This is a genomic window from Campylobacter avium LMG 24591 (genome assembly GCF_002238335.1).
GTDB lineage: Bacteria > Campylobacterota > Campylobacteria > Campylobacterales > Campylobacteraceae > Campylobacter_D > Campylobacter_D avium.
The window spans coordinates 156,621-176,528 of the sequence record NZ_CP022347.1; the positions used below are offsets into that span (position 1 = coordinate 156,621).

A 19,908-nucleotide genomic window follows, 5' to 3' on the forward strand; every position below is an offset into this window, starting at 1 on the left:
GTGAAATTATAAGCTAAATTAGCTAAATAATTGTTAAAAAAGACTTTTTTTATCTACTTTTTTAAAAAATCAAAGAATTTAAATTTTTATATAAAGCTTTTTAGATTTTTGCCGATTTAACTCTAAGCTTATCATATAATAAGCTAAATTCATTTTATAAGGAGCGATTATGCTAAAAAAAGTTATTTTATCATCCTTGGTGGCTTTAACGCTTGGTTCAGTTTTATTAGAGGCTAGAGCATATAGACCTAATAATCCTTCACTTTCTGTTGATAGACCGTATAGACCTGGCTCTTTTGACAAGAATAACTATTATACAAACCAAAGATGTGCCCATCTTCCATATGGTTCACTTGCTTATTATAGATGCATGGCTGATATATAGGTATTTCTATGTTTATTTTAGACGGAATGTTATGGAATGCAGTCGTATATAATAGACTGCATTCCTCTGTCTTTCATCATGATGAAGATACCATAAATGAACTTAAAAGTCATATAGTAGAAGCACAAAAGTTAAATAAAAACGAGGATAAAAAAGAGCATAGAAAAGATGAGAATTTTTTTACTGTTTATCTTACAGATGCTACAAAAAATTTGACAAAATTTGCTCTAAGTGCAAATGCTATATCTCATTTACAGCATTCCTTTGATGATGTTTTAAAGATAGATGATAAAACCTTCTTGCTTACAGAGCAGTCCGCTGCTTACGTAAATGGCTGGTATAAAGAAGTATCTTTTGCAAGAAATTATAAGGGTGCTGATGAAAATAACGATTTTTACATAGACGAAAATGAGGCTTTGAATGTAAAGGGCTTTTTTCATGCACAAAAAGCATGTGTTAGTATTCTTAGTCCTTATAAAACAAGCTATCTTGAAGGTGTGAGAAAATACCGAAGTCTATCAAATCGAGATGATGAGTTTATAGCACAGGTAAAGAATTTGTTCGTAGAGGAAAGTTTGAATGTAGCACTTGATAAAACCTTGCTTTTAGATAAGGACTTAGACGGCAAGATACTTTATAAAGAAGCTATGAACTTAAGCGATTTAAGGAATGTGCAGGCCTTGCTTGTAGAAAATGCTTTAGAAGAAGGCCTTGCTAAATTTAATAATATGAACGAGTATTTTGAGTATATGAGAAAGATTAAAGAACAAATGGCACAAGAAGTTGCTAATAAAGCTCAGGAGGAGCTTGAAATCGTAAGAGATAATGATGAGGAAGAAAAAAATGAAATTCGCTTAAAACTCTTAGCTAACGGTGTCTCAGGCCTTAGTATGGAGGAGTTAGAGCTGGCTAGAAAATACTTTCCAAATTTGATAAAAGATGATATAAAAGACAGCTTAAAAGAAGTAGATAATCTTATAAAAGATTTGCAAGCTTTGGATGAGAATTTAACTAGCTTTGATTTAAAGCTTTGATTTAATTTTAAAAAATACTACTAAAACTATCAAGATAAATTTAAAAAAACCGATTTAAGAGTGTAATCAAATTTTATCGCAAAGGAGCGACGATGCAAGTTGGGTTAAATTCTAGTAAAACGGTTGCCATGCAACAAAGTTCTACAAAGGATGTTAGTAAGGAAGAACAAACAGCAAGGGACGCGAAGTCTATAGTTGATTTGGCTTCTTCAAAATTGGACAAAGATAGCATAAAAGAGCTTAGCAACATAGGTGGTAAGGCTATCACTCAAGCTTATATTATGCAGTTTCAGCAACAAAGCCTTATGGCTTCTATGGATAACTTTAATTCTCAAAGTTCGATTTTAGATGTGTTAAATTCAGGAAGCTCTCAAGCTATCTCAATGCTTTCACAAATTGATTTTGCTTCTATAGGCTATGATGGTAAAAATCCTTTAGCCATGAGTCAAGATGAGTTAAATTTCTTGATTAGCGAGGAGGGATTTTTTGGTGTTGAAAATACTGCCAACCGTATAGCTGACTTTGTTATAAATGGTGCTGGAGATGATTTAGAGAAACTTCAAAAAGGCTTTGAGGGTATGAAAAGAGGTTTTGAAGAAGCTGAAAGAATGTGGGGTGGTTCTTTGCCTCAAATCAGTCAAGAAACCATAGATAAAGCCATAGAAAAGGTAAGTGCTAGGATAGAAGAGCTTGGTGGCAAGGCTGTAAATATAAATGCTTAAGAACTGTATCTTTAAAGATACAGTTAATTTCTAGCTAAATCAAAGGTAAAAAACTTACTTAAAAATCCATCTTTTACTTGGCTGTATTGATAAATAGCTGGCTCGTAGTTTTGCACTGAATGATACAGCAGTGCTAAGGCTAGTCTTGCATCTTGGTTTGAATTATCCTCTAGCTTGGAAAGCTCTAGCAAGGCAATGGCAGCGTTTGGGTTGTTAGCACCTACGGCTGCAACTGCTGCTAGGAAATATGTATTTGAATCCTTGATTTTATAATCATCAATCAACACGCTATAAAGCCCATAAGCCTCCTCAAAAAGCCCCGCATAAATGTCCATGTAAGCAAGTATAAGGCTAAGCCCTATCTCGTGGCCATCCTCGCTTGCTAGTTTTTGCTTTATACGCTCTCTTTCTTGATTTAAAAGCCCTGAAATTCTCATCATAGTTATGTAAGAATCCCTAAGTATCACAGGAGCATTTGCTAATTTATCATAATCAAAATTTAAATTTTTAAAGTAAATTTGTGCGTTTTGCGCATATTCTTTTATGTTTAAATTATAATTAGTGGCATTGAAAAATAAAATATCCACCAACAAATCATCCTTAAATTTGTCTTTTAAATCCATTATCCTTTCGTTAAATTCATTGTTTAAGTCATTATTTTTAGCAATGATTATTTTTAGCACAAGGGCAAAGCCGTTGTTATCAGCCTCATCTAAGAAAGGCAGCATAGCCGCGAAATCCTTTCTTGCAAACAAGATAACATTTTGATAAATCTTATCTTTAAATTCATTGTCTAAATTTATATTTTCGTTTATCTCGGCTACAAGTTTTGTGGTATCTTGCTCTGCTAAAACACCGCTTAATACAGCCAAAGAACCAGCAGCGTAATTTCTAGGGTCTAGGTGATATGATGTTGAAAAATGCTTGTATGCAAGGTCGTAGTATTGCATTTGAGCATAAGATAATGCTAGGTTAAACTGCAAAATGCTGTGTTGTTTATAAGACTTTAGCAAGTCCTTAAAGCCCTCATTTGCTTTGTAAAGTCCGCCATCTAGTGCTTGATTTATGATTTTTGATAGCTTTACATTTACAGATGATAAAACTTTGCTCGTGCTTAAAAATTCATTAGTAGCATCTCTATCTTGTATGAAATTAGACACATTCGCCTTGTTTATGTAAGACGCGGCCTGCTTTACATCAAAGACCTGATAAGGAGTGAAGTAAAAGAGTAAATTTGCCTGTGCTTTTAAATCCTGTATAAAATCCTTGCTGAAATTTTGTTGTGCGATGTTTATATCGCTAAGTTCATTATTTAGCCTCACCTTAATCTTGTAAAAATCAAGTATATAGTTTTCGTTTCCTTCAAATTCTTTATTTGTTCTATCTAGCATTTCTCTATAATGGCCGGTTTTGATGTCTATTAAATTTAAAGCAGCCAAGCTTTGGTTATGGTCTCTTTCTATCTTTTGAGCGTTAAGCAAGCTTGCCTTAGCCTTGTCATAGAGCCCCATTCTTGCGTATAAAAGCCCCTCGCTTAAAAAGGTGTTGTAGTTTCCTTGTGCTGTTAAATTCTCAAGCGCCTTTGAATTTAGTCCCATTTTTGCATAAATTTTAGCACTAAGGTATTTCGCGTCATCCTCATAAGCTTTATTTTGTGTTTGTTGCAGCATTTGCAAGGCTTCAGGATATAGGCCTTTGTAGTAGTTTATAAGGCTTAAATAATAATCAAAAAGCTCAGAATCACCCTCATTAGACAAATACACATAAGCTAAGTCTATGTAATAATCAAATTTGAGCTTATCATTAAGATGCAAGGCACACACAGCGGCGTTTATGGCCGAGACTGTTTGATTTTCATTGGCAGCGATTGATTTTTTGAAGCTTTCTAAAGCGAGGGTGTAGTTTTTTTGCTCCATTTGTGAAACGCCTAGATTGTAGTTTGACAAGGCTTCGCTGTAAATTGAAATTTGCTCATAAATTTTTACAGCCTGTTCTCTTTCGCCCCTTAGATACAAGGCATTAGCCTTTTGTATCATGTCATCTATCTTAGTCATCTCAAATTTAACACTTTCCCTGTCTACTACAACTTCTTGACTTGTGTCATCTTGAGGGGTGAATACGCTAAAAGGCTCTACTGTTTTGCTGTGTAAAAAATACAAAACCATGAGCAAAAAGAACATAATGCCAAGCATTAAAAAAAGTATAAATAAAAATTTAGGGTCCTTAAATACATTAGGCTTTTTCACCTCTTCAAAGGAATGCTCGTTTTCCTCTATGTTATTTTTCTGAGGCTTGTTTTCCTCGTTATTTGCACCGTCTCTTTGTAAAATTACCTCTTCAGCCATAAAACATCACTTAAAAATATTTTCTAAGCACATCAGGAATGCTTATGCTGCCATCTTTTTCCTGGTAGTTTTCCATTATAGCTACAAGGGTTCTGCCAACGGCTAAAGATGAGCCGTTTAAGGTGTGAACTAATTTGTTTTTGCCGTCCTCATCTTTATATCTAATCTTTGCTCTTCTTGCTTGAAAATCCCTGCAATTAGATACCGAGCTTATTTCTCTGTATTTGTTTTGCCCCGGAAGCCAAACTTCTAAGTCTATAGTCTTTGCCGCTGAAAAGCCCAAATCTCCGGTGCAAAGCATAAGATGTCTGTGTGCCAAACCTAGCGATGTTAATAAATCACTAGCGCAGGCTACCATTTCCTCAAGCACTGCTTCGCTTTGCTCAGGCTTTGTGATACTTACGAGTTCTACTTTTTCAAACTGATGTTGTCTTATAATCCCTCTGGTGTCGCGTCCAGCACTACCGGCTTCTTGTCTAAAGCAAGCACTATAACAAGTCATTTTTATAGGTAAAAGTTCAGGCATTAAAATTTCATCTGCGTAAAGGTTTGTAACAGGAATTTCAGAAGTTGAGATGAGGTACAAATCCTCATTTTCCACCTTATACATATCATCTTTAAATTTAGGCAGTTGTCCCGTTCCAAACATGGTTTTTGAACTTACTAGATATGGCACATTAACAAGTTCAAAGCCTCTGCTTCTGTTAAAATCAATCATATAATTTATCAAAGCTCTATTTAAAAGTGCTGCGTCTTTTTTCATCACGCAAAATCTACTTTGAGCAATCTTAACACCTCTTACAAAATCAAGCCAATCTAAGTTCTCACTAAGCTCAAAATGTTCTTTTGGGTTAAAATCAAAAACTCTAGGCTCTAAAACCTTTTTTAGCTCTAAATTTTCGTTTTCATCTTCTCCAACGGGTACATCATCATCAGGTAAATTTGGGATAGAGTGCGAAAGTTCCTCTAGCTCTTTTTCTAGCTCATCAACTATCTTAGCTTGAGAAGCGATTTTTTCTTTATTTGCACTTAGTTTTTGTTTTAGCTCATCTTTATTTTGCGCGCTTGCTAATTCTTTGCTAAATTTATTTTGAAAGGCTTGCAAATCCTCTAACAAAACTCTTTGCTCTTTTAATTTGATAAACAAATCCTTTACTTTTGCAAGCAAGGCACTATCAAGTTTTTTTGCTTCTAGCTTTTTGGCAAATTTATCAAAGTCATTTTGTAAAAGTTTTAAATCAATCATTAAAAATCCTTATAGTCCGATTTTGCTGTAAATTTTTTGCATCTTTTCTTGTGCGATTTTTCTTGCTTTCAAAGCACCAATTTCAAGGCTTTCTTGTATTTTGGCTGGATTTTGTAACAAATCCTCATACCTTGCTCTAGCACTTGAGAAATAATCCAAAATGAGCTCATTTAAAAAGGCTTTAAAATGCCCATACCCTTCACCACCTTTTTCGTATCTAGCTTTTAGCATATCTTGTTCTGCTTGATTTAAAAACAAAGAAGCTAGTTTAAACACCGTGCAAGTCCTCCAATCTTTAGGCTCCTCTAAGGCTGTACTGTCAGTTATTATAGCAGAAATTTGTTTTTTAAGCTTTTTTGTTGGTGCAAAAATTTCTATAGTGTTATTGTAAGACTTGCTCATCTTAGCCCCGTCAGTTCCAACAACAGTCGCTAAATCCTCATCTACTCTAGCTTCAGGCACTACAAAAACATCGCCCCATTCGTTATTTACCTTAAGCGCTATGTCTCTTGCTATTTCTACATGCTGAATTTGGTCTTTTCCAACCGGAATTATATTGCTATCAAAAAGCAAAATATCAGCAGCCATTAAAACAGGGTACGAAAACAAGCCATGATGTGCGTTTAAGCCCTTTGCTATCTTGTCTTTATAGCTGTGAGCTCTTTCTAAAAGTCCCATTGGCGTAAATTGAGACAAAATCCAATAAAGCTCTAAAACCTCTTTCACATCGCTTTGCAGCCAAAAGGTGCAAGAATTTGGTTCGATGCCCAAGGCTAGATAAGCAGCGGCTATGTTTTTTGTATTTTCTTTTAAAAGTTCGCCGTCTTTATTGCTAGTCATTGCATGATAATTAGCTATAAATATAAACATATCACTATTATTTTGTGCTTGCAACATCTGTCTTAGCGAGCCAAAATAATTTCCTATATGCAAATTTCCGCTTGGTTGCAGTCCTGTTAAAATTCTCATATCAAGCCCTTTTTGATTTCATCTTTTATTGTTTCTATGCTTTTATTTTCCACATTTATTGTTTGTTGTGCTAAAGCTTTGTACTTATGCACTCTTTCTTCAAATAGTGCTCTAGCCGTTTTTTCATCGCTAAAAAGTGGTCTTTTAAGTAGCTCGTCTTTGCTTAAGCGATTTTTTAAAAAGTCAAAACCTGCCTCAAGATAAATAATCTTGCCAATTTCTTTTAAATTTGCATTCTTATAAAAACCACCTCCACTTGCTATTATCGCATTTGAGGTATTGGCAAAAAAATCAGCCAAAAGCCTTTCTTCTTTTCTAAAAAAATCCTCGCCGTATTTTTGGAAAATCTCTTTAATGCTAAGCTTAAATTTAAGTTCTATCAAATCATCACTATCAAAAAAAACCCTTTTTAAATCCAAAGCCAAAGCCCTTGCGACCGAGCTTTTCCCGCAACCCATAAAGCCTATAAAAAGTAAATTTTCATTCCTCATCTTTTTGCCCTTTTTTACGCGAAGCTATGATTAAAGGAACTCCATCTAGCTTAAAATTCTCTCTTAATTTATTTTGCAAGTATCTTTTGTAGCTAAAATGCAAGGCTTTTGGCCTGTTCATTATCAAGGCTATTTTTGGAGGGGCTATCTTATACTGCGTAGCGTAATAAATTTTTACTACTTTGCCTCTATCATGCGGCAAAGGATGGGCTTTTACAGCCTCGGCTACGACTGAATTTAGCTTCGCGGTAGGTATTTTTTGTATGTAATTTTCAAAAAGTTCTAAAATTTTATCAAGCACTAGATGAACCCTTTTTCCGCTTAGTGCAGACACGCTAAGTATGGGCGAGTGTGCCAAAAATTTAAACCTATCAAGCCTTAGTTCTTTGACCGTTTTATCAAAGTCTAGCTCGCTTTTATCCCATTTGTTTAAGATGATTAGCACGGCTAGGTAGTTTTGAGCCAAAAGTCCGGCTATCCTTTCATCCAGCTCATTAAAACCCTCGCTAGCGTCAAGAACTAAAAGTGCGATTTGTGCTTGTTTTAAAACCTCTTGCGTGCGAAGTAGGGCGAATTTTTCAAGTCCTTGAATTTTACCTCTTTTTCTAATCCCGGCTGTATCTACAAATTCTATAATCTTATCCTTATAGCTTAGCACCTCATTGACAGGGTCTATCGTGGTTCCAGCTACCTTGCTTACTACGCTTCTTTCCTCTTTTAGCAAGGCATTTAAAAGGCTTGATTTTCCCACATTTACCCTACCTAAAATTCCAACCTTTATCCTGGAGCTATCGATTTCATCTATCTCGTCATTTTCTAAAAAATCCTCCAAGCTCTCATCTTCATCCACGCTTAAGCTTTCATCTTTGTTTAAGTGTTTATAAAGCCAATCATAAAGCTCATCAAGCCCTACATTGTGAGAAACTGAGATAAAAAACACATCCTTTATGCCAAAGCTTGCAAACTCATACGCTCTTTCTTTGTCTTTTTCATTATCTACTTTGTTTATCACTAAGGCTATGGGTTTTTTAAGCTTTGCTAGAGTATAAAAATTTTTCCTATCCTCATCATTAATTCCTAGTTTCACATCTACTAGGTAGAGGATAATCTTGCTTTCTTTGGCGCTAAGCAAGGTTTTAGATCTTACATTTTTAAATAACTCGCTACTTTCATCAAGTCCGCCGCTGTCTATGAGTAGGGCTTTTTTATCTTGTATTTGAATTTCTATTTTATTGATATCCCTTGTGGTGCCGCTTATATCGCTAGTTATAGCTATTCTTTTTCTTGCCATTCTATTGAAAAGGCTTGATTTTCCAACATTTGGTTTGCCAACTATGATGATGCTTTGCATATTTACCTTTTATATTCAAGAGATACAGATACCAAGCAGTCTTTAAAAATTTGTGTTTTGCTAAGTTCTATGTGAAAATATGTTATGTTTTTAAAGTTCTTAGGTATATGCTCTTGAAAATATACAAGAGCATTTTCTAAGGTATCAAAATTTTTATCAAAAGCTTGCAGTAAAAATTCACGCAAAAGCCTGTAATCAAGAATTTCTTCGCTAAATTCATACAAAAATTCAGCATTTAAAACTATCCTTTGTTTTTTCTCCCTTTCAAAGTCTAGTATGCCAATTATAGTTTCAAATTCTAAGTCTTTTATCTTAAGCTTAAATTCTTGCATTTAAATGCCTAAATTTTCTTGTATTATATCAAGCAGCACAGGCACTTTTTCAACTGTTTTTTTATCGCCAAAATGCCCACCACTTTGTGTTTGGATAAATTTAGCCTTAAGTTTATTAGCCAAATTTTCACTAAGCTTTGTTGGCACTATCTTATCATCTTTTGCTGAAAGCACGAAGCCTTTGTTTGTCATCTTTTGAAGCTTGTTAAAATTTAAACTAATGCTTGTAAAAGCCCTTAGTTGTGGTAAAATATCTAGCGGTTCGTAAAAGCCACCCACAAAGACAAAGCCGCCAATCTTAGTATTATCATCTAAGGAATTTAAGTATATAAGTGTGCTAATACACCCTAGGCTATGAGCTACGAAATAGGTATTTTCATCTACCTTTCCTACATTTTCTTTTATGGTGCTTAGCCATTCATTAGGTTTTGGGTTTGTAGAATTTGGCAAATCAAGTATCTTAACTTCAAGCTCGGAATTATCATTTTCAAGCTCAGTTTTAAGCCACTTAAACCAATGCGAAGAAGAGTTTGAGCCAAAACCATGAACCACATAAAGCTTTTTAAGCTCGCTAGCCTCAACTTGTATAAACGCAATAGCAAAAACATAAAATACAGTAAGATATAAGCCTAGTTTTTTCATCTAAATCCTTTAAATTTATAGCCTTATTATAACAGAAAAACAAGCAAATATCTTAATAATTTTTTATTATGTTAAAGTTTAAATTAAGTTTCTTTATGAAAGAATTAAAGTTTTAATTTTTATTTAAGGAAAGTAAGATGAGTAAATTTTTAGTCCTTTTGCTATGTTTATCTGGATTTTTGTTCGCTGCTGTAAATATCAACACAGCTACAGTTGAGGAGCTACAAAGCTTAAAAGGTATTGGTAAAAGCAAGGCCGAGGCTATAGTTGCTTATAGAAATGAGCAAAATTTCACTTCAATAGACGATATAAAAAAGGTTAAAGGCATAGGCCCTAAACTTTTTGAAAGTATCAAGCAAGATATAACAGTTCAGTAATTTAAAGCCCTTTGTGGCTTTAAATTTGTCATTTTTACTAACTTTTAAATTCTACATTTGTAACGGGGGGGGGGGGTTATGTTTTCTCGTTTGAGTATTGGTTCAAAAATAATGTTTTCCATAGGTTTTGTGGTGTTTATAGCCTTGGTTTCGCTTACTTTGATACTTAGCACACAGATGAGTAAAAGTATGCGAAGCAATGCTGAAGCTATAGTTTCAAGTCAGTCTGAGAATTACGGTCACTACATGGAAGGTATGTTTCATGAAATTTCATCCTTATCAAAAAACACTTCTAACACTTTAAATAACATATTTAAGGCAAATCATATAAATAATGTATCAGCAGATAGGATAGACGATATAGTATCATCACTTGCACTTTCTTCGCCTTACACAGCTTATGCCTTCTTTTATATCCCAAATGCACCAGAACACTTAAAAACAAATCCTTTGTTTCAAACACAAAGCGGCGAAACTGTAATGTTTTTTGAGGATACAAGCGGTTCAGGCACATCTACACCAGCTCAAGCTAATGACAGTGTAGTAAATTTTGCTTCCGTTCAAGATATTATTAACAGTGCTAAAAATGGCCAAAAGATCGATCATGTAGTGATTGGCGAGCCAAGGGCTATGTCTTTTTCAGACCGTAATTTTATAGGAATTTCCTTTGCTTACCCAGTGTATGGACAGGGCGGAAGATTTGTAGGGGTTTTAGGAGCTGTATTTGATTTTACAGTTGCGAAAAAATACATCACAGATCCTAAGGTCTTAAATTTCGAGGGTGAGATAAGAGCCTTGCTTTATCAAGACGGAACTATAGCCTTTCATCAAGTGCAAGATAGAGAGTTAAAAAAGCTTCAAGATTTACTTGACAAAGATGCAAACGCCAAGGCCATACAAGCTTTAGACAAAAATGAAAAAGGAATTTTTGAGTATAAGGCTACAAATGGCGTGGATACATATTTATCAATATATCCTTTCACTATATACGGTGCTGATTCATCTTGGATGATGTTAATAGCAGCTCCAACAAAGTCCATACTAGAGGATTTAAATTCCTTGCTGGTAGTATTTACGCTAACTTCAGCCATAGCTTTGATCATAGTTTTAGCAGCCATTTGGTTTTTAGTCAGACTTACAGTATCTTCTCGTCTCCCAACCATAGTGTTAGCCCTCGAAAGATTATTCAAATACATAAACCACGAAGTAAATAACATAGAACCTATAAAGATAAGAGCTAAAGATGAGTTGGGTAAAATTGGCTTAATGATAAATGAGAATGCTAAAAACACTCAAAGAGCCTTAGAAAAAGATTCAAATTTAGTAAAAGAAGCCCTTGATGTAATTAATCACACAAGAGGAGGACACGCAACTAGAAGAATTACCTTACAAGGATCAAATCCTCAACTAAATTCATTAAAGGATTCAGTAAATCAACTCTTAGATTTATTATCAACAGCAATAGGAAATGACTTACCAGAATTAAACAGAGTGTTTGATAGCTTTGTAAAGCTTGATTTCTCAACTGAGGTAAAAGAAGCTAAGGGTAGAGTTGAAATAGTAACAAATACCTTAGGTGAAGAAATAAGAAAAATGCTAAAAACCTCAGCCTCCTATGCAAACAAACTCTCAACCAGAGCAGATGAATTAAAAGAATCTATGCAAAAACTAACAGATGGTTCAAAAGCTCAAGCAAACTCACTTGAACAAAGTGCAGCTGCAGTAGAAGAAATAAGCTCATCCATGCAAAACATCTCAGGTAAAACAGAAGATGTTGCAAGACAAGCTGATGATATAAAATCAATAGTAGAAGTTATAAAAGATATAGCAGATCAAACAAATCTACTTGCCCTTAATGCAGCCATAGAAGCTGCACGTGCAGGAGAACATGGACGTGGCTTTGCTGTTGTTGCTGATGAAGTAAGACAACTTGCAGAAAGAACAGGTAAATCCTTAAGTGAAATAGAAGCTAATATAAATTTATTAGTGCAATCAGTAAATGAAGTAAGTGAATCTATAAGAGAACAAACAGCAGGTGTTACTCAAATAAATGAAAGTATAGCTGAACTTGAAAGTGTAACTAGAGAAAATGTATCTGTAGCTAATGATACAAATTCTATAACAGAAGAAGTTAATACCATAGCCTCTGATATATTAACTGATGTTAATAAGAAGAGGTTTTAAGTAGATTAAGGGGCTTTTGCCCCTAGGTTTACTTTTGTATAAAAGAAATTCTTTTGAAAACAAACTCATCTTTAAAGGCGTTATCTATCAAAGCCTTAGAGTAAGTTTTGTAAGAAATTCTACTCTCTCCTTTAGAATTTGTCTTAAACTCCTCTCCTATTAGCTCGTATTCTCCAAGCTCTCCCTCATAATCAAATATAGCCGCTGGCGAGATGTAAAGCCATTTAAAATCCCTTTGCTCTCTTAAAAAGTCTAAAACTTCAGCCGTTGCTCTAGCTACACCCAAATACTCCTTTGGAAAATCAGCACTATCCATCAATCTTACTTTATGCTCCTTGTCCATGTATAAACTTCCAGCACCGCCTACTACTATAAGTTTTGCCTTGCTATCTTTTAAAATTTTAGCTAGGTGTTGTATGTGTTTTAAATGCAAGTCTAAATCTTGCCACTGTGCAAAGGCGTCGATTATATAGTCAAAGCCGTATAAATCAGCACTTTCAAGCTCAAATATATCTTTTACAACAGTTTTTGCATCAGCATTTACCCCACTTCTTACAAAGGCACTAACATCATAGCCTCTTTTTAAGGCTTCTTTTGTGATTAAAGAACCTGATTTGCCGTTAGCAGCTAGCACTGCTACCTTTTTCATTTTTTCTCCTTTTATGAAATTTGAGTGCTAATTATAAAAAACTTAGTATATAAATTCAAGTAGGCATAAAAATATTATATACTTACTTTTTTGATACTATTGTGCTAAATTCGTAGTAAATTGTGATATAATTTTTTTTAAATTTCTGAATTTAAAGGTTAAAAATGAGTGTTTATTATTCTCCTTGTCCTGTTGAAACCACCTTAAATTTCGTAGGAAATAAATGGAAATTTATTATAATTAGAGATTTATTAGAGGGTAAAAAGCGTTTTAGCGAGCTTAAAAAGTCAATTTCTGCTACTAAAAATCAAAGCATTTCCCAAAAGGTTCTAACCCAAAATTTAAGAGAATTAGAAGAAGCAAAACTTATAAAAAGAAAGGTTTTTGCACAGGTACCACCTAAGGTAGAGTATAGTTTAACTCCTTTGGGAGCTAGTTTAGATAGTGTTTTAAGCTCCCTTGCTGCTTGGGGAAAGAGCTATCAAAATTTGGATTTAAAATAAATGTTGAAAAAAATTGATATTTTTTTAAAAAACGACAAGGCTAGGAATTTAAGCTCTTTTAAGAGATTTTTTCTTGAGTTTTTATTTTTCACGCTCAAGCAAGCAAGGGCGTGTTTGTTTGCGGGACTTTTTTTCCTAGCTATGTTTTTTGTGCCAAAGGAAGGGCTTTTCGGGCTTTATCGCTATGATTTGCTTTTGCTTATAGCTATTTTAATACAAGTTTTTATGCTTCTTGCTAAACTTGAGACTGTAGATGAGTTAAAGGCTATTTGTGTTTTTCACTTTTTAGGCTTTTGTCTTGAGGCCTTTAAGACCTCTGTCGTGAATTCTTGGGCTTATCCGGATTTTGCTTATAGTAAAGTATTTTCAGTGCCGCTTTTTTCGGGTTTTATGTATGCAGCTGTTGGAAGCTATGTAATTCAGGCTTGGCGTCTTTTTAACATGCGTGTGTTAAATCACCCTCCCTTAGTCTTGGCCGTTTTTACTTCCACGCTAATTTATGTAAATTTCTTCACTCATCATTACATAGGAGATTATAGATATTATATTTTGGCCTTTTTGCTAGGGCTTTACGCAAGGTCTTTCATAGTCTTTACCCCTCTTGATAAGGAAAGAAAAATGCCCTTGCTTTTGAGCTTTATTTTAGTTGGATTTTTTATATATTTGGCTGAAAATTTAGGCACCTTGCTTGGAATTTGGCGTTATCCTAATCAGCTTGGAGCTTGGGCTTTTGTAAGCATAGGCAAGTGGGGTGCTTGGAGCTTGGTTATAGTTATGACCTTTACCATAACCTTATTTTTAAAAGATATTAAGGCAAAAATTTCTTAAAAAATTACTTGTGGCTAATAAGCACTAGCAAATAAGGGTGTAAAAGCTTTCTTTGCCATAAATTTAGCAAATTTGAAAAAGCTCGCACCTGTCAGAAATACATCTAAATTTAAGATAGCCTAAATTTAGATGTATTTTTAAGTATTAAAATTTTCACAAAAGCGTAATTTTTGCTATACTTGTGAAAAAATTTAAGGGCTTTTTATGCTTTTTTTGGATGTGCAAGGAACTTTACTAAGTGATGAGGATAAGTCTTTAATAAAAGGTGCAAAAGAGCTTGTTGCGCAGCTAAATTTACGCAATATACCTTATGTAATCATCACAAATAACACAAAAAACCTAAGCCTTTTAAGCGATTTAAAACGCAAAGGGCTTGAGATAAAGGAAAATGCCTACTTAGACCCTTTTTGCCTTTTGCAAGATTTTATAAAGCCCTCTAAGATAGCAGCTTACGGAGCAAAAGCCTTTTTACAAAGCTTAGAAAGCTTAGGCTATGAGCTTGATTATAAGCTTCCAGAAGCACTTTTAATAGCCTCGTATGATAATTTTTCCTTTGCTGATTTTGCCTCTATGATAGAATTTGCAAATTCAGGCACAAAGATAATAGCAATGCACGAAACTAGCATTTATAAGAAAAATGACAGAAGCTACCCTGGAGTTGGTAGCATTATGGCTATGTTACATTATGCTACAAATTGTAAGTATGAGGTTGTTGGAAAACCCAGCAAAACCTTTTATGAAAAAGCCTTGTCTTTGCTTAAAAAACAAGATAAAAATGCTAGCTTTAGTGAAGTTTTAATAATCAGTGATGATTTTAAGGGCGATTTGCTAAGAGCTAAGGATTTGGGTATGAAAACTGCACTTGTCTTAAGTGGGAAAATAAAAAGTGCTGTGAATTTAGATATAAGCAAGCTTGATTTTGTATATGACAGCGTAGAGGATTATTTAAAGGAAATTTTATGAACAGTATAGATTCTTTAAGGATAAAGATAGACAATATAGACGATGAAATTCTAAAGCTCTTAAATCAAAGAATGGAATTTGTAAAAGAAATAGGCGAGATAAAGCAAAGCACACAAAGTGCAATTTACCGTCCTGAAAGAGAAAGGGCCATCATCTCAAGGCTTAAAAATAACAACAAAGGGCTTTTAAATCAAAATGCTATAGAGGCGATTTATCAAGAAATTTTTGCTGTTTCAAGGAATTTAGAAATGCCTCAGTGCATAGCATATCTTGGACCTGAGGGCACTTACACTCACCAAGCAGCAAGGAGCCGTTTTGGCGCTATGAGTTCTTATGTTGCCTTAGATACGATAGAAGATGTTTTCAAAGAGCTGATAAACAAAGAAGCAAGTTATGGCGTAATCCCTATAGAAAACAACACGGAAGGAGCGGTTGGCACCAGCTTAGACTGCCTTGGCAAATACCAAGAAATAAAAATTTTTGGCGAAATTTATATGGATATACATCATTCCTTTGTAAGTATAAATGAAAATTTAAAGGAGATTAAAAAAATTTATTCTCACCCACAAGGATATAATCAATGTCTAGCCTTTTTAAAGAGCCATAACCTAGCCTCAGTCGAATTTATCCCCTCTAAATCTACAGCCCAAGCAGCCTATCTAGCCTCACAGGATAAAGAGGCCGCCGCCATTTGCTCTAAGATAGCCGCAAAGCTTTATAATGTGCCCATACTTTTTAGCAAGATTGAAGATAATTTAGCAAACCGCACCAGATTTTTAATACTTAGCGATATAAAGCTTTCAAAAATGCCAAATTGCAAGACTTCTATCTTGGCACAAACTGCACACAAACCCGGTGCCTTATCAGCGCTACTTAATGCCTTTAAAGAGGAGAATATAAATTTAACAAAATTAGAATCAAGACCCATAAAATCAAAGGACTTTTTACATAGCTTTTACCTAGACTTTGACGGGCATATAGATGATGAAAATGTGCAAAGAGCCTTAAGCGGAATTGATTATGTGTGGCTTGGATCATACTTGCGTGGAGATGAAAATGAACTTTAATGCTTATTTAAATGATTTGCCAATATACGAACCGGGCAAGGATATAGAAGCCGTAGCTAAAGAGTACGGAGTAAAAGAGGTTATAAAATTAGCTAGTAATGAAAACGCACTCGGCACCTCCTTAAAAGTTGTAGAGACTATAAAACAAAATGCTCATCTAGCACATCTTTACCCTGATGATAATATGAGCGAGTTAAAGGAAAAACTTGCCAGAAAGCATGAAGTCAAGGTTTCAAATTTAATCATAGGTGCAGGAAGCGATCAAATCATAGAATTTATAAGCCACGCAAAGCTAAATTCAAAAAATGCCTATCTTCAGTGCGGTATTAGCTTTGCTATGTATGAAATTTATGCTAAACACTGCCAAGCTAAGGCTTATAAAACAGCTTCTAAAACTCATAATTTAAAGGAATTAAAAGAGCTTTATGCAAAACATAAAGAGGAGATAAAACTTGTTTATCTTTGTGTGCCAAATAATCCCTTAGGAGAGTGCTTAGACAAGGATGAAATTTATGAGTTTATAAGCTTTTGTGATGAAGACTGTATTGTGGTGCTTGACTGTGCTTATAATGATTACGCTGCCTTTAAAGATCCTAAAAAAAAGATAGAAGCTAAGGATTTGCTTGCTAAATTTAGCAATGTCCTTTACCTTGCAACCTTTTCAAAGCTTTATGCTTTGGGCGGTTTAAGGCTTGGTTACGGTATTGCAAATGAAGAAATTATAAAGACTTTATACAAGATAAGAGCACCTTTTAATGTAACAAATCTATCGCTCAAAGCAGGCTTAGCAGCCCTTGATGATGAAGACTTTGTAAAAAAAAGCTTAGAGACGAATTTAAGCGAGCTTAAAAGATATGAGGATTTTGCAAAAAAAATGCAAATTTCATACATAGATTCTTATACAAATTTCATAACTTATACCTTTGATGAAAAAAATAGCGGTGATTTGTGCGAAAAATTGCTTAAAAAAGGTATAATAATAAGAAATTTGCAAAGTTATGGTATGAATGCTGTGCGTATCACTATAGGGACAAGCAAAAACAACGATAGATTTTTTGATGAATTTGCTAAAATTTATAAGCTTTAGATAGAGGGTTTTATGGAAGAATTTAAAAATATGCTTCACCAAGTGGGGCAGCTTTTTCAAAACTTAAGCAAAAGACAAAAGATAGTTATAGCTGTTTCTTTGGTGGCTGTGGTTGCTTTTTTAGTCTTTTTAGCACTTTACAGGGGAACAGGTTCAAGTTCTTCAAGTGGCTACGCGGTTTTAGTTGAAAATACAGAAGCTAGCAATGCTTCAGCCATAGTTACTTATTTAGAGCAAAATTCTATCCCATACACTATACAAAATGAAGGCACTATCTTAGTTCCTCAAGAGCATGTGTATAGACAAAGAATGGCTATAGCTAGCGAGGGTCTTATAAAAGATTCTAAAATGGGCTGGGAAGGCTATGACCAGCAGCAATTTGGCGCAACAGATGAAGAGCAAAGGATAAAATACCTAAGAGCCATACAAACAGAACTTGCAAGAACCATCGAAAGCCTAGAGCCTATACAAAGGGCTAGCGTGCATATTGCTATGCCAAAACCTTCAGTTTTTACAGAAAGACAAACCCCACCAACCGCCTCTGTAGTTTTAACTATAAAAGAGGGTCTAAAACTTACTAGAAAGCAAATTGACGGCATTAAAAACATAGTTGCTTCGGCTATACCAAAGCTTACTACGCAAAATGTAAAGATAACAGACCAAAAAGGTATCACCTTAGAGGAGGACGGTGCATATGAAAGTGATGTTATCGCAGCACAAATTAAGTACAAAAGAGATCATGAACAAGAACTAGAGCAAAAGATTATTAATACCTTAGCTCCGTTTGCGGGCGGCACTGATAAGGTTGTGGCGAATGTAAATATAGAATTTGACTTTTCAAAGATGAATTCACAAAGTGAAATTTATGACCCAAACACAGTTATAAGAAGTGAGCAAACTTTAAACGAGGAAAGAACGGGTAAAAAAGATCCTGTTATACAAGGCGTTCCTGGAGCTGTTTCAAATATAGGTCCTGTTGAAGGATTAAACGATGATGGCACAATTGAACAGTATAAGAAAAATCAAGTTACAACAAATAACGAAATTTCAAAAACTATTACTAATACAGAAAAGTCCTTTGCAACCATTATTAGAACCTCAGCCGCTGTTATGATTGATGGTAAGTATCAAGAAAGTGTTGATGAGAATGGAGAAAAAAAGGTTGAGTATGTGCCTTTGAGTGCTTCTGAGCTTCAAAATATACAAAATTTAGTGCAAAGAACTATAAATTACAGTGCTGCAAGAGGGGATGAGGTAACTGTTTCTAATCTAGAATTTAGAAGACCTGACATAAAGGTTGAAAGCAAGGTTCAAACCTTTTACTCAAGATTTATCGAGCCATTTATACCTCCTGTTAAGTATTTTATTGCCGCTATCTTGCTCTTTATTTTTTACAAGAAGGTTATTGCACCTTTTACACAAAAAATGCTTGCAGATATAGAATCTGCCGAAGAAGAAGCACAAAGGGATCTTGGGCCTGTTGATGACGCTGAGGATGCTTTGGAGAAATTCAATGCTGCTAGAAAAAGGGTTGAGGAGCAGCTTGGTTTTGGAGAGGGTATAAACGAAGATGCCCTTCAATACGATGTCTTGCTGGAAAAACTTAAGGCCTTGGTGAATGAAAAGAGCCAAGAGGTGGCAACACTTCTTCAAACCTTGGTTGAAAATGACACAGAGTATAATGAAAATAGGGATCTTTAATGATAAAGCTTAGCGAAGAACAAAAAATGATCTATGACGATCTTTCTATGCCAGAAAAGATCGCCATTTTTTTGATACAACTAGGTGAGGATACAACAACAGTTGTATTTTCGCATATGGAAATAAATGTTATCACCGAAGTTTCTCGCTACATAGCAATGGCAAAGCAGGTCGATAAAACCGTGGCTACTGCTGTTTTAGAGGAGTTTTACACTCTACTTCAATCAAATCAATACATAAAAAGCGGCGGCTTAGAATACGCAAAAGAAATTTTATTTAGAACCTTTGGTCCTGACATAGCAAATAAAATCTTAGAAAAACTTACAAAAAGTATGGAAAATAACCAAAATTTCGCATACTTAGCACAGATAAAACCTCAGCAATTAGCTGATTTTATCACCAAAGAGCACCCTCAAACCATATCTTTAATTCTAGCTCATATGGACTCTATACATGCTGCTGAAACTTTGGAGTATTTTAGCGATGAGTTAAGGGCTGAGGTCGCTATTCGTATGGCAAGTCTTGGTGATATCTCACCATCTATCATTAAAAGGGTTTCAGCTGTGCTTGAAAGCAAGTTAGAAAGCCTTACTTCTTATAAGGTTGAAGTTGGTGGTCCAAGAGCTGTTGCAGAAATTCTCAACCGCTTGGGTCAAAAGGCCTCCAAATCAACAATTACTTATATAGAACAAAGCGATGAAAAGCTTGCTGAAACCATAAAAGACTTGATGTTTACCTTTGATGATATATCAAAGCTCGGTTCTCAAGCGCTTAGAGAAATTTTAAAAGTGGCTGATAAGAAGGATTTGATGATTGGTCTTAAGGGAGCTAGCGAGGAGCTAAAACAAAAATTCCTTGCCAATATGTCTTCGCGTGCAAGTGAGGCCTTCTTAGAAGAAATGGGCTTTTTGGGCGCTGTACGTGTAAGGGATGTTGAAGAAGCGCAAAGAAAGGTTGTTGAGGTTGTTCAAAAGCTCATAGAACAGGGTCTGATTCAGACCGGTGATGGCGATGAGATGATAGAGTAGAAAT

Annotated in this window: 20 protein-coding genes; 12 read left to right on the forward strand and 8 right to left on the reverse strand. The window is 34.8% G+C overall.

Features of this window, described 5'->3' with window-relative positions; translation table 11 throughout:
- Positions 1-169: 169 nt before the first annotated feature.
- The 3 genes from CAV_RS00815 (at position 170) to CAV_RS00825 (ending at position 2,141) form a co-directional block, all read left to right on the forward strand.
- A complete protein-coding gene (locus CAV_RS00815; RefSeq protein WP_094752791.1) occupies positions 170-385 on the forward strand; it encodes a hypothetical protein in 216 nt (71 codons plus the stop codon).
- Positions 386-393: 8 nt separating this feature from the next.
- Positions 394-1,419, forward strand: a complete 1,026-nt coding sequence (locus tag CAV_RS00820; protein WP_094752792.1) for a hypothetical protein — start codon at positions 394-396, stop codon at positions 1,417-1,419.
- Between the two features lie 92 nt (positions 1,420-1,511).
- Positions 1,512-2,141 carry a hypothetical protein gene (locus tag CAV_RS00825; RefSeq protein WP_094752793.1) on the forward strand — a complete coding sequence of 210 codons (630 nt, stop codon included), beginning with the start codon at positions 1,512-1,514 and terminating at the stop codon, positions 2,139-2,141.
- A 23-nt stretch (positions 2,142-2,164) separates the two neighbouring features.
- Here the strand turns inward: CAV_RS00825 and CAV_RS00830 are convergent, their stop codons facing one another.
- The 7 genes from CAV_RS00830 to CAV_RS00860 are packed head-to-tail and all read right to left on the reverse strand — an operon-like array spanning position 2,165 to position 9,517.
- A complete protein-coding gene (locus CAV_RS00830) occupies positions 2,165-4,486 on the reverse strand; it encodes a tetratricopeptide repeat protein (RefSeq protein WP_094324632.1) in 2,322 nt (773 codons plus the stop codon).
- A 10-nt stretch (positions 4,487-4,496) separates the two neighbouring features.
- The gene (serS, locus tag CAV_RS00835; RefSeq protein ID WP_094324633.1) at positions 4,497-5,732 is read right to left on the reverse strand and encodes a serine--tRNA ligase; all 1,236 of its coding nucleotides are present in this window, start codon (positions 5,730-5,732) and stop codon (positions 4,497-4,499) included.
- A gap of 9 nt (positions 5,733-5,741) precedes the next feature.
- Positions 5,742-6,701, reverse strand: coding sequence for a tryptophan--tRNA ligase (gene trpS / locus CAV_RS00840; RefSeq protein ID WP_094324634.1), 960 nt, complete (start codon positions 6,699-6,701; stop codon positions 5,742-5,744).
- Positions 6,698-7,192, reverse strand: coding sequence for a shikimate kinase (locus tag CAV_RS00845; RefSeq protein WP_094324635.1), 495 nt, complete (start codon positions 7,190-7,192; stop codon positions 6,698-6,700). The genes trpS and CAV_RS00845 overlap by 4 nt, the downstream gene beginning before the upstream one ends.
- Positions 7,182-8,543: a ribosome biogenesis GTPase Der gene (gene der, locus CAV_RS00850; protein ID WP_094324636.1), complete on the reverse strand. Its 1,362-nt coding sequence runs from the start codon at positions 8,541-8,543 to the stop codon at positions 7,182-7,184. The genes CAV_RS00845 and der overlap by 11 nt, the downstream gene beginning before the upstream one ends.
- 2 nt (positions 8,544-8,545) lie before the next feature.
- Positions 8,546-8,875, reverse strand: coding sequence for a dihydroneopterin aldolase (locus CAV_RS00855; protein WP_094324637.1), 330 nt, complete (start codon positions 8,873-8,875; stop codon positions 8,546-8,548).
- Positions 8,876-9,517 (reverse strand): RBBP9/YdeN family alpha/beta hydrolase, encoded by a 642-nt coding sequence (locus CAV_RS00860; RefSeq protein WP_094324638.1) that lies wholly within the window; start codon positions 9,515-9,517, stop codon positions 8,876-8,878.
- A gap of 137 nt (positions 9,518-9,654) precedes the next feature.
- Between CAV_RS00860 and CAV_RS00865 the strand changes: the two genes are divergently transcribed.
- A complete protein-coding gene (locus tag CAV_RS00865) occupies positions 9,655-9,894 on the forward strand; it encodes a ComEA family DNA-binding protein (RefSeq protein ID WP_094324639.1) in 240 nt (79 codons plus the stop codon).
- Positions 9,895-11,553: 1,659 nt separating this feature from the next.
- Positions 11,554-12,078, forward strand: a complete 525-nt coding sequence (locus CAV_RS09280; RefSeq protein WP_425426156.1) for a methyl-accepting chemotaxis protein — start codon at positions 11,554-11,556, stop codon at positions 12,076-12,078.
- Between the two features lie 28 nt (positions 12,079-12,106).
- On the opposite strand, the gene CAV_RS00875 is transcribed toward CAV_RS09280, so the two are convergent.
- The gene (locus CAV_RS00875; protein ID WP_094324640.1) at positions 12,107-12,727 is read right to left on the reverse strand and encodes an SDR family oxidoreductase; all 621 of its coding nucleotides are present in this window, start codon (positions 12,725-12,727) and stop codon (positions 12,107-12,109) included.
- 164 nt (positions 12,728-12,891) lie between these two features.
- Between CAV_RS00875 and rrpB the strand changes: the two genes are divergently transcribed.
- The 7 genes from rrpB (at position 12,892) to fliG (ending at position 19,904) form a co-directional block, all read left to right on the forward strand.
- On the forward strand, positions 12,892-13,230 hold the full coding sequence (rrpB, locus tag CAV_RS00880) for a MarR family transcription factor RrpB (RefSeq protein WP_094324641.1): 339 nt from the start codon (positions 12,892-12,894) through the stop codon (positions 13,228-13,230).
- A complete protein-coding gene (locus CAV_RS00885) occupies positions 13,231-14,058 on the forward strand; it encodes a DUF817 domain-containing protein (protein WP_094324642.1) in 828 nt (275 codons plus the stop codon).
- Between the two features lie 204 nt (positions 14,059-14,262).
- Positions 14,263-15,021 carry an HAD-IIA family hydrolase gene (locus CAV_RS00890; protein WP_094324643.1) on the forward strand — a complete coding sequence of 253 codons (759 nt, stop codon included), beginning with the start codon at positions 14,263-14,265 and terminating at the stop codon, positions 15,019-15,021.
- Complete coding sequence (pheA, locus tag CAV_RS00895; RefSeq protein WP_094324644.1) at positions 15,018-16,088, forward strand: prephenate dehydratase; 1,071 nt, start codon at positions 15,018-15,020, stop codon at positions 16,086-16,088. The genes CAV_RS00890 and pheA overlap by 4 nt, the downstream gene beginning before the upstream one ends.
- Positions 16,078-17,175 (forward strand): histidinol-phosphate transaminase, encoded by a 1,098-nt coding sequence (gene hisC / locus CAV_RS00900; protein WP_094324645.1) that lies wholly within the window; start codon positions 16,078-16,080, stop codon positions 17,173-17,175. The genes pheA and hisC overlap by 11 nt, the downstream gene beginning before the upstream one ends.
- A gap of 12 nt (positions 17,176-17,187) precedes the next feature.
- Positions 17,188-18,876 (forward strand): flagellar basal-body MS-ring/collar protein FliF, encoded by a 1,689-nt coding sequence (fliF, locus tag CAV_RS00905; RefSeq protein ID WP_094324646.1) that lies wholly within the window; start codon positions 17,188-17,190, stop codon positions 18,874-18,876.
- On the forward strand, positions 18,876-19,904 hold the full coding sequence (fliG, locus tag CAV_RS00910; RefSeq protein WP_094324647.1) for a flagellar motor switch protein FliG: 1,029 nt from the start codon (positions 18,876-18,878) through the stop codon (positions 19,902-19,904). Before fliF ends, fliG begins: the two co-directional genes overlap by 1 nt.
- The last annotated feature ends 4 nt before the right edge of the window (positions 19,905-19,908 follow it).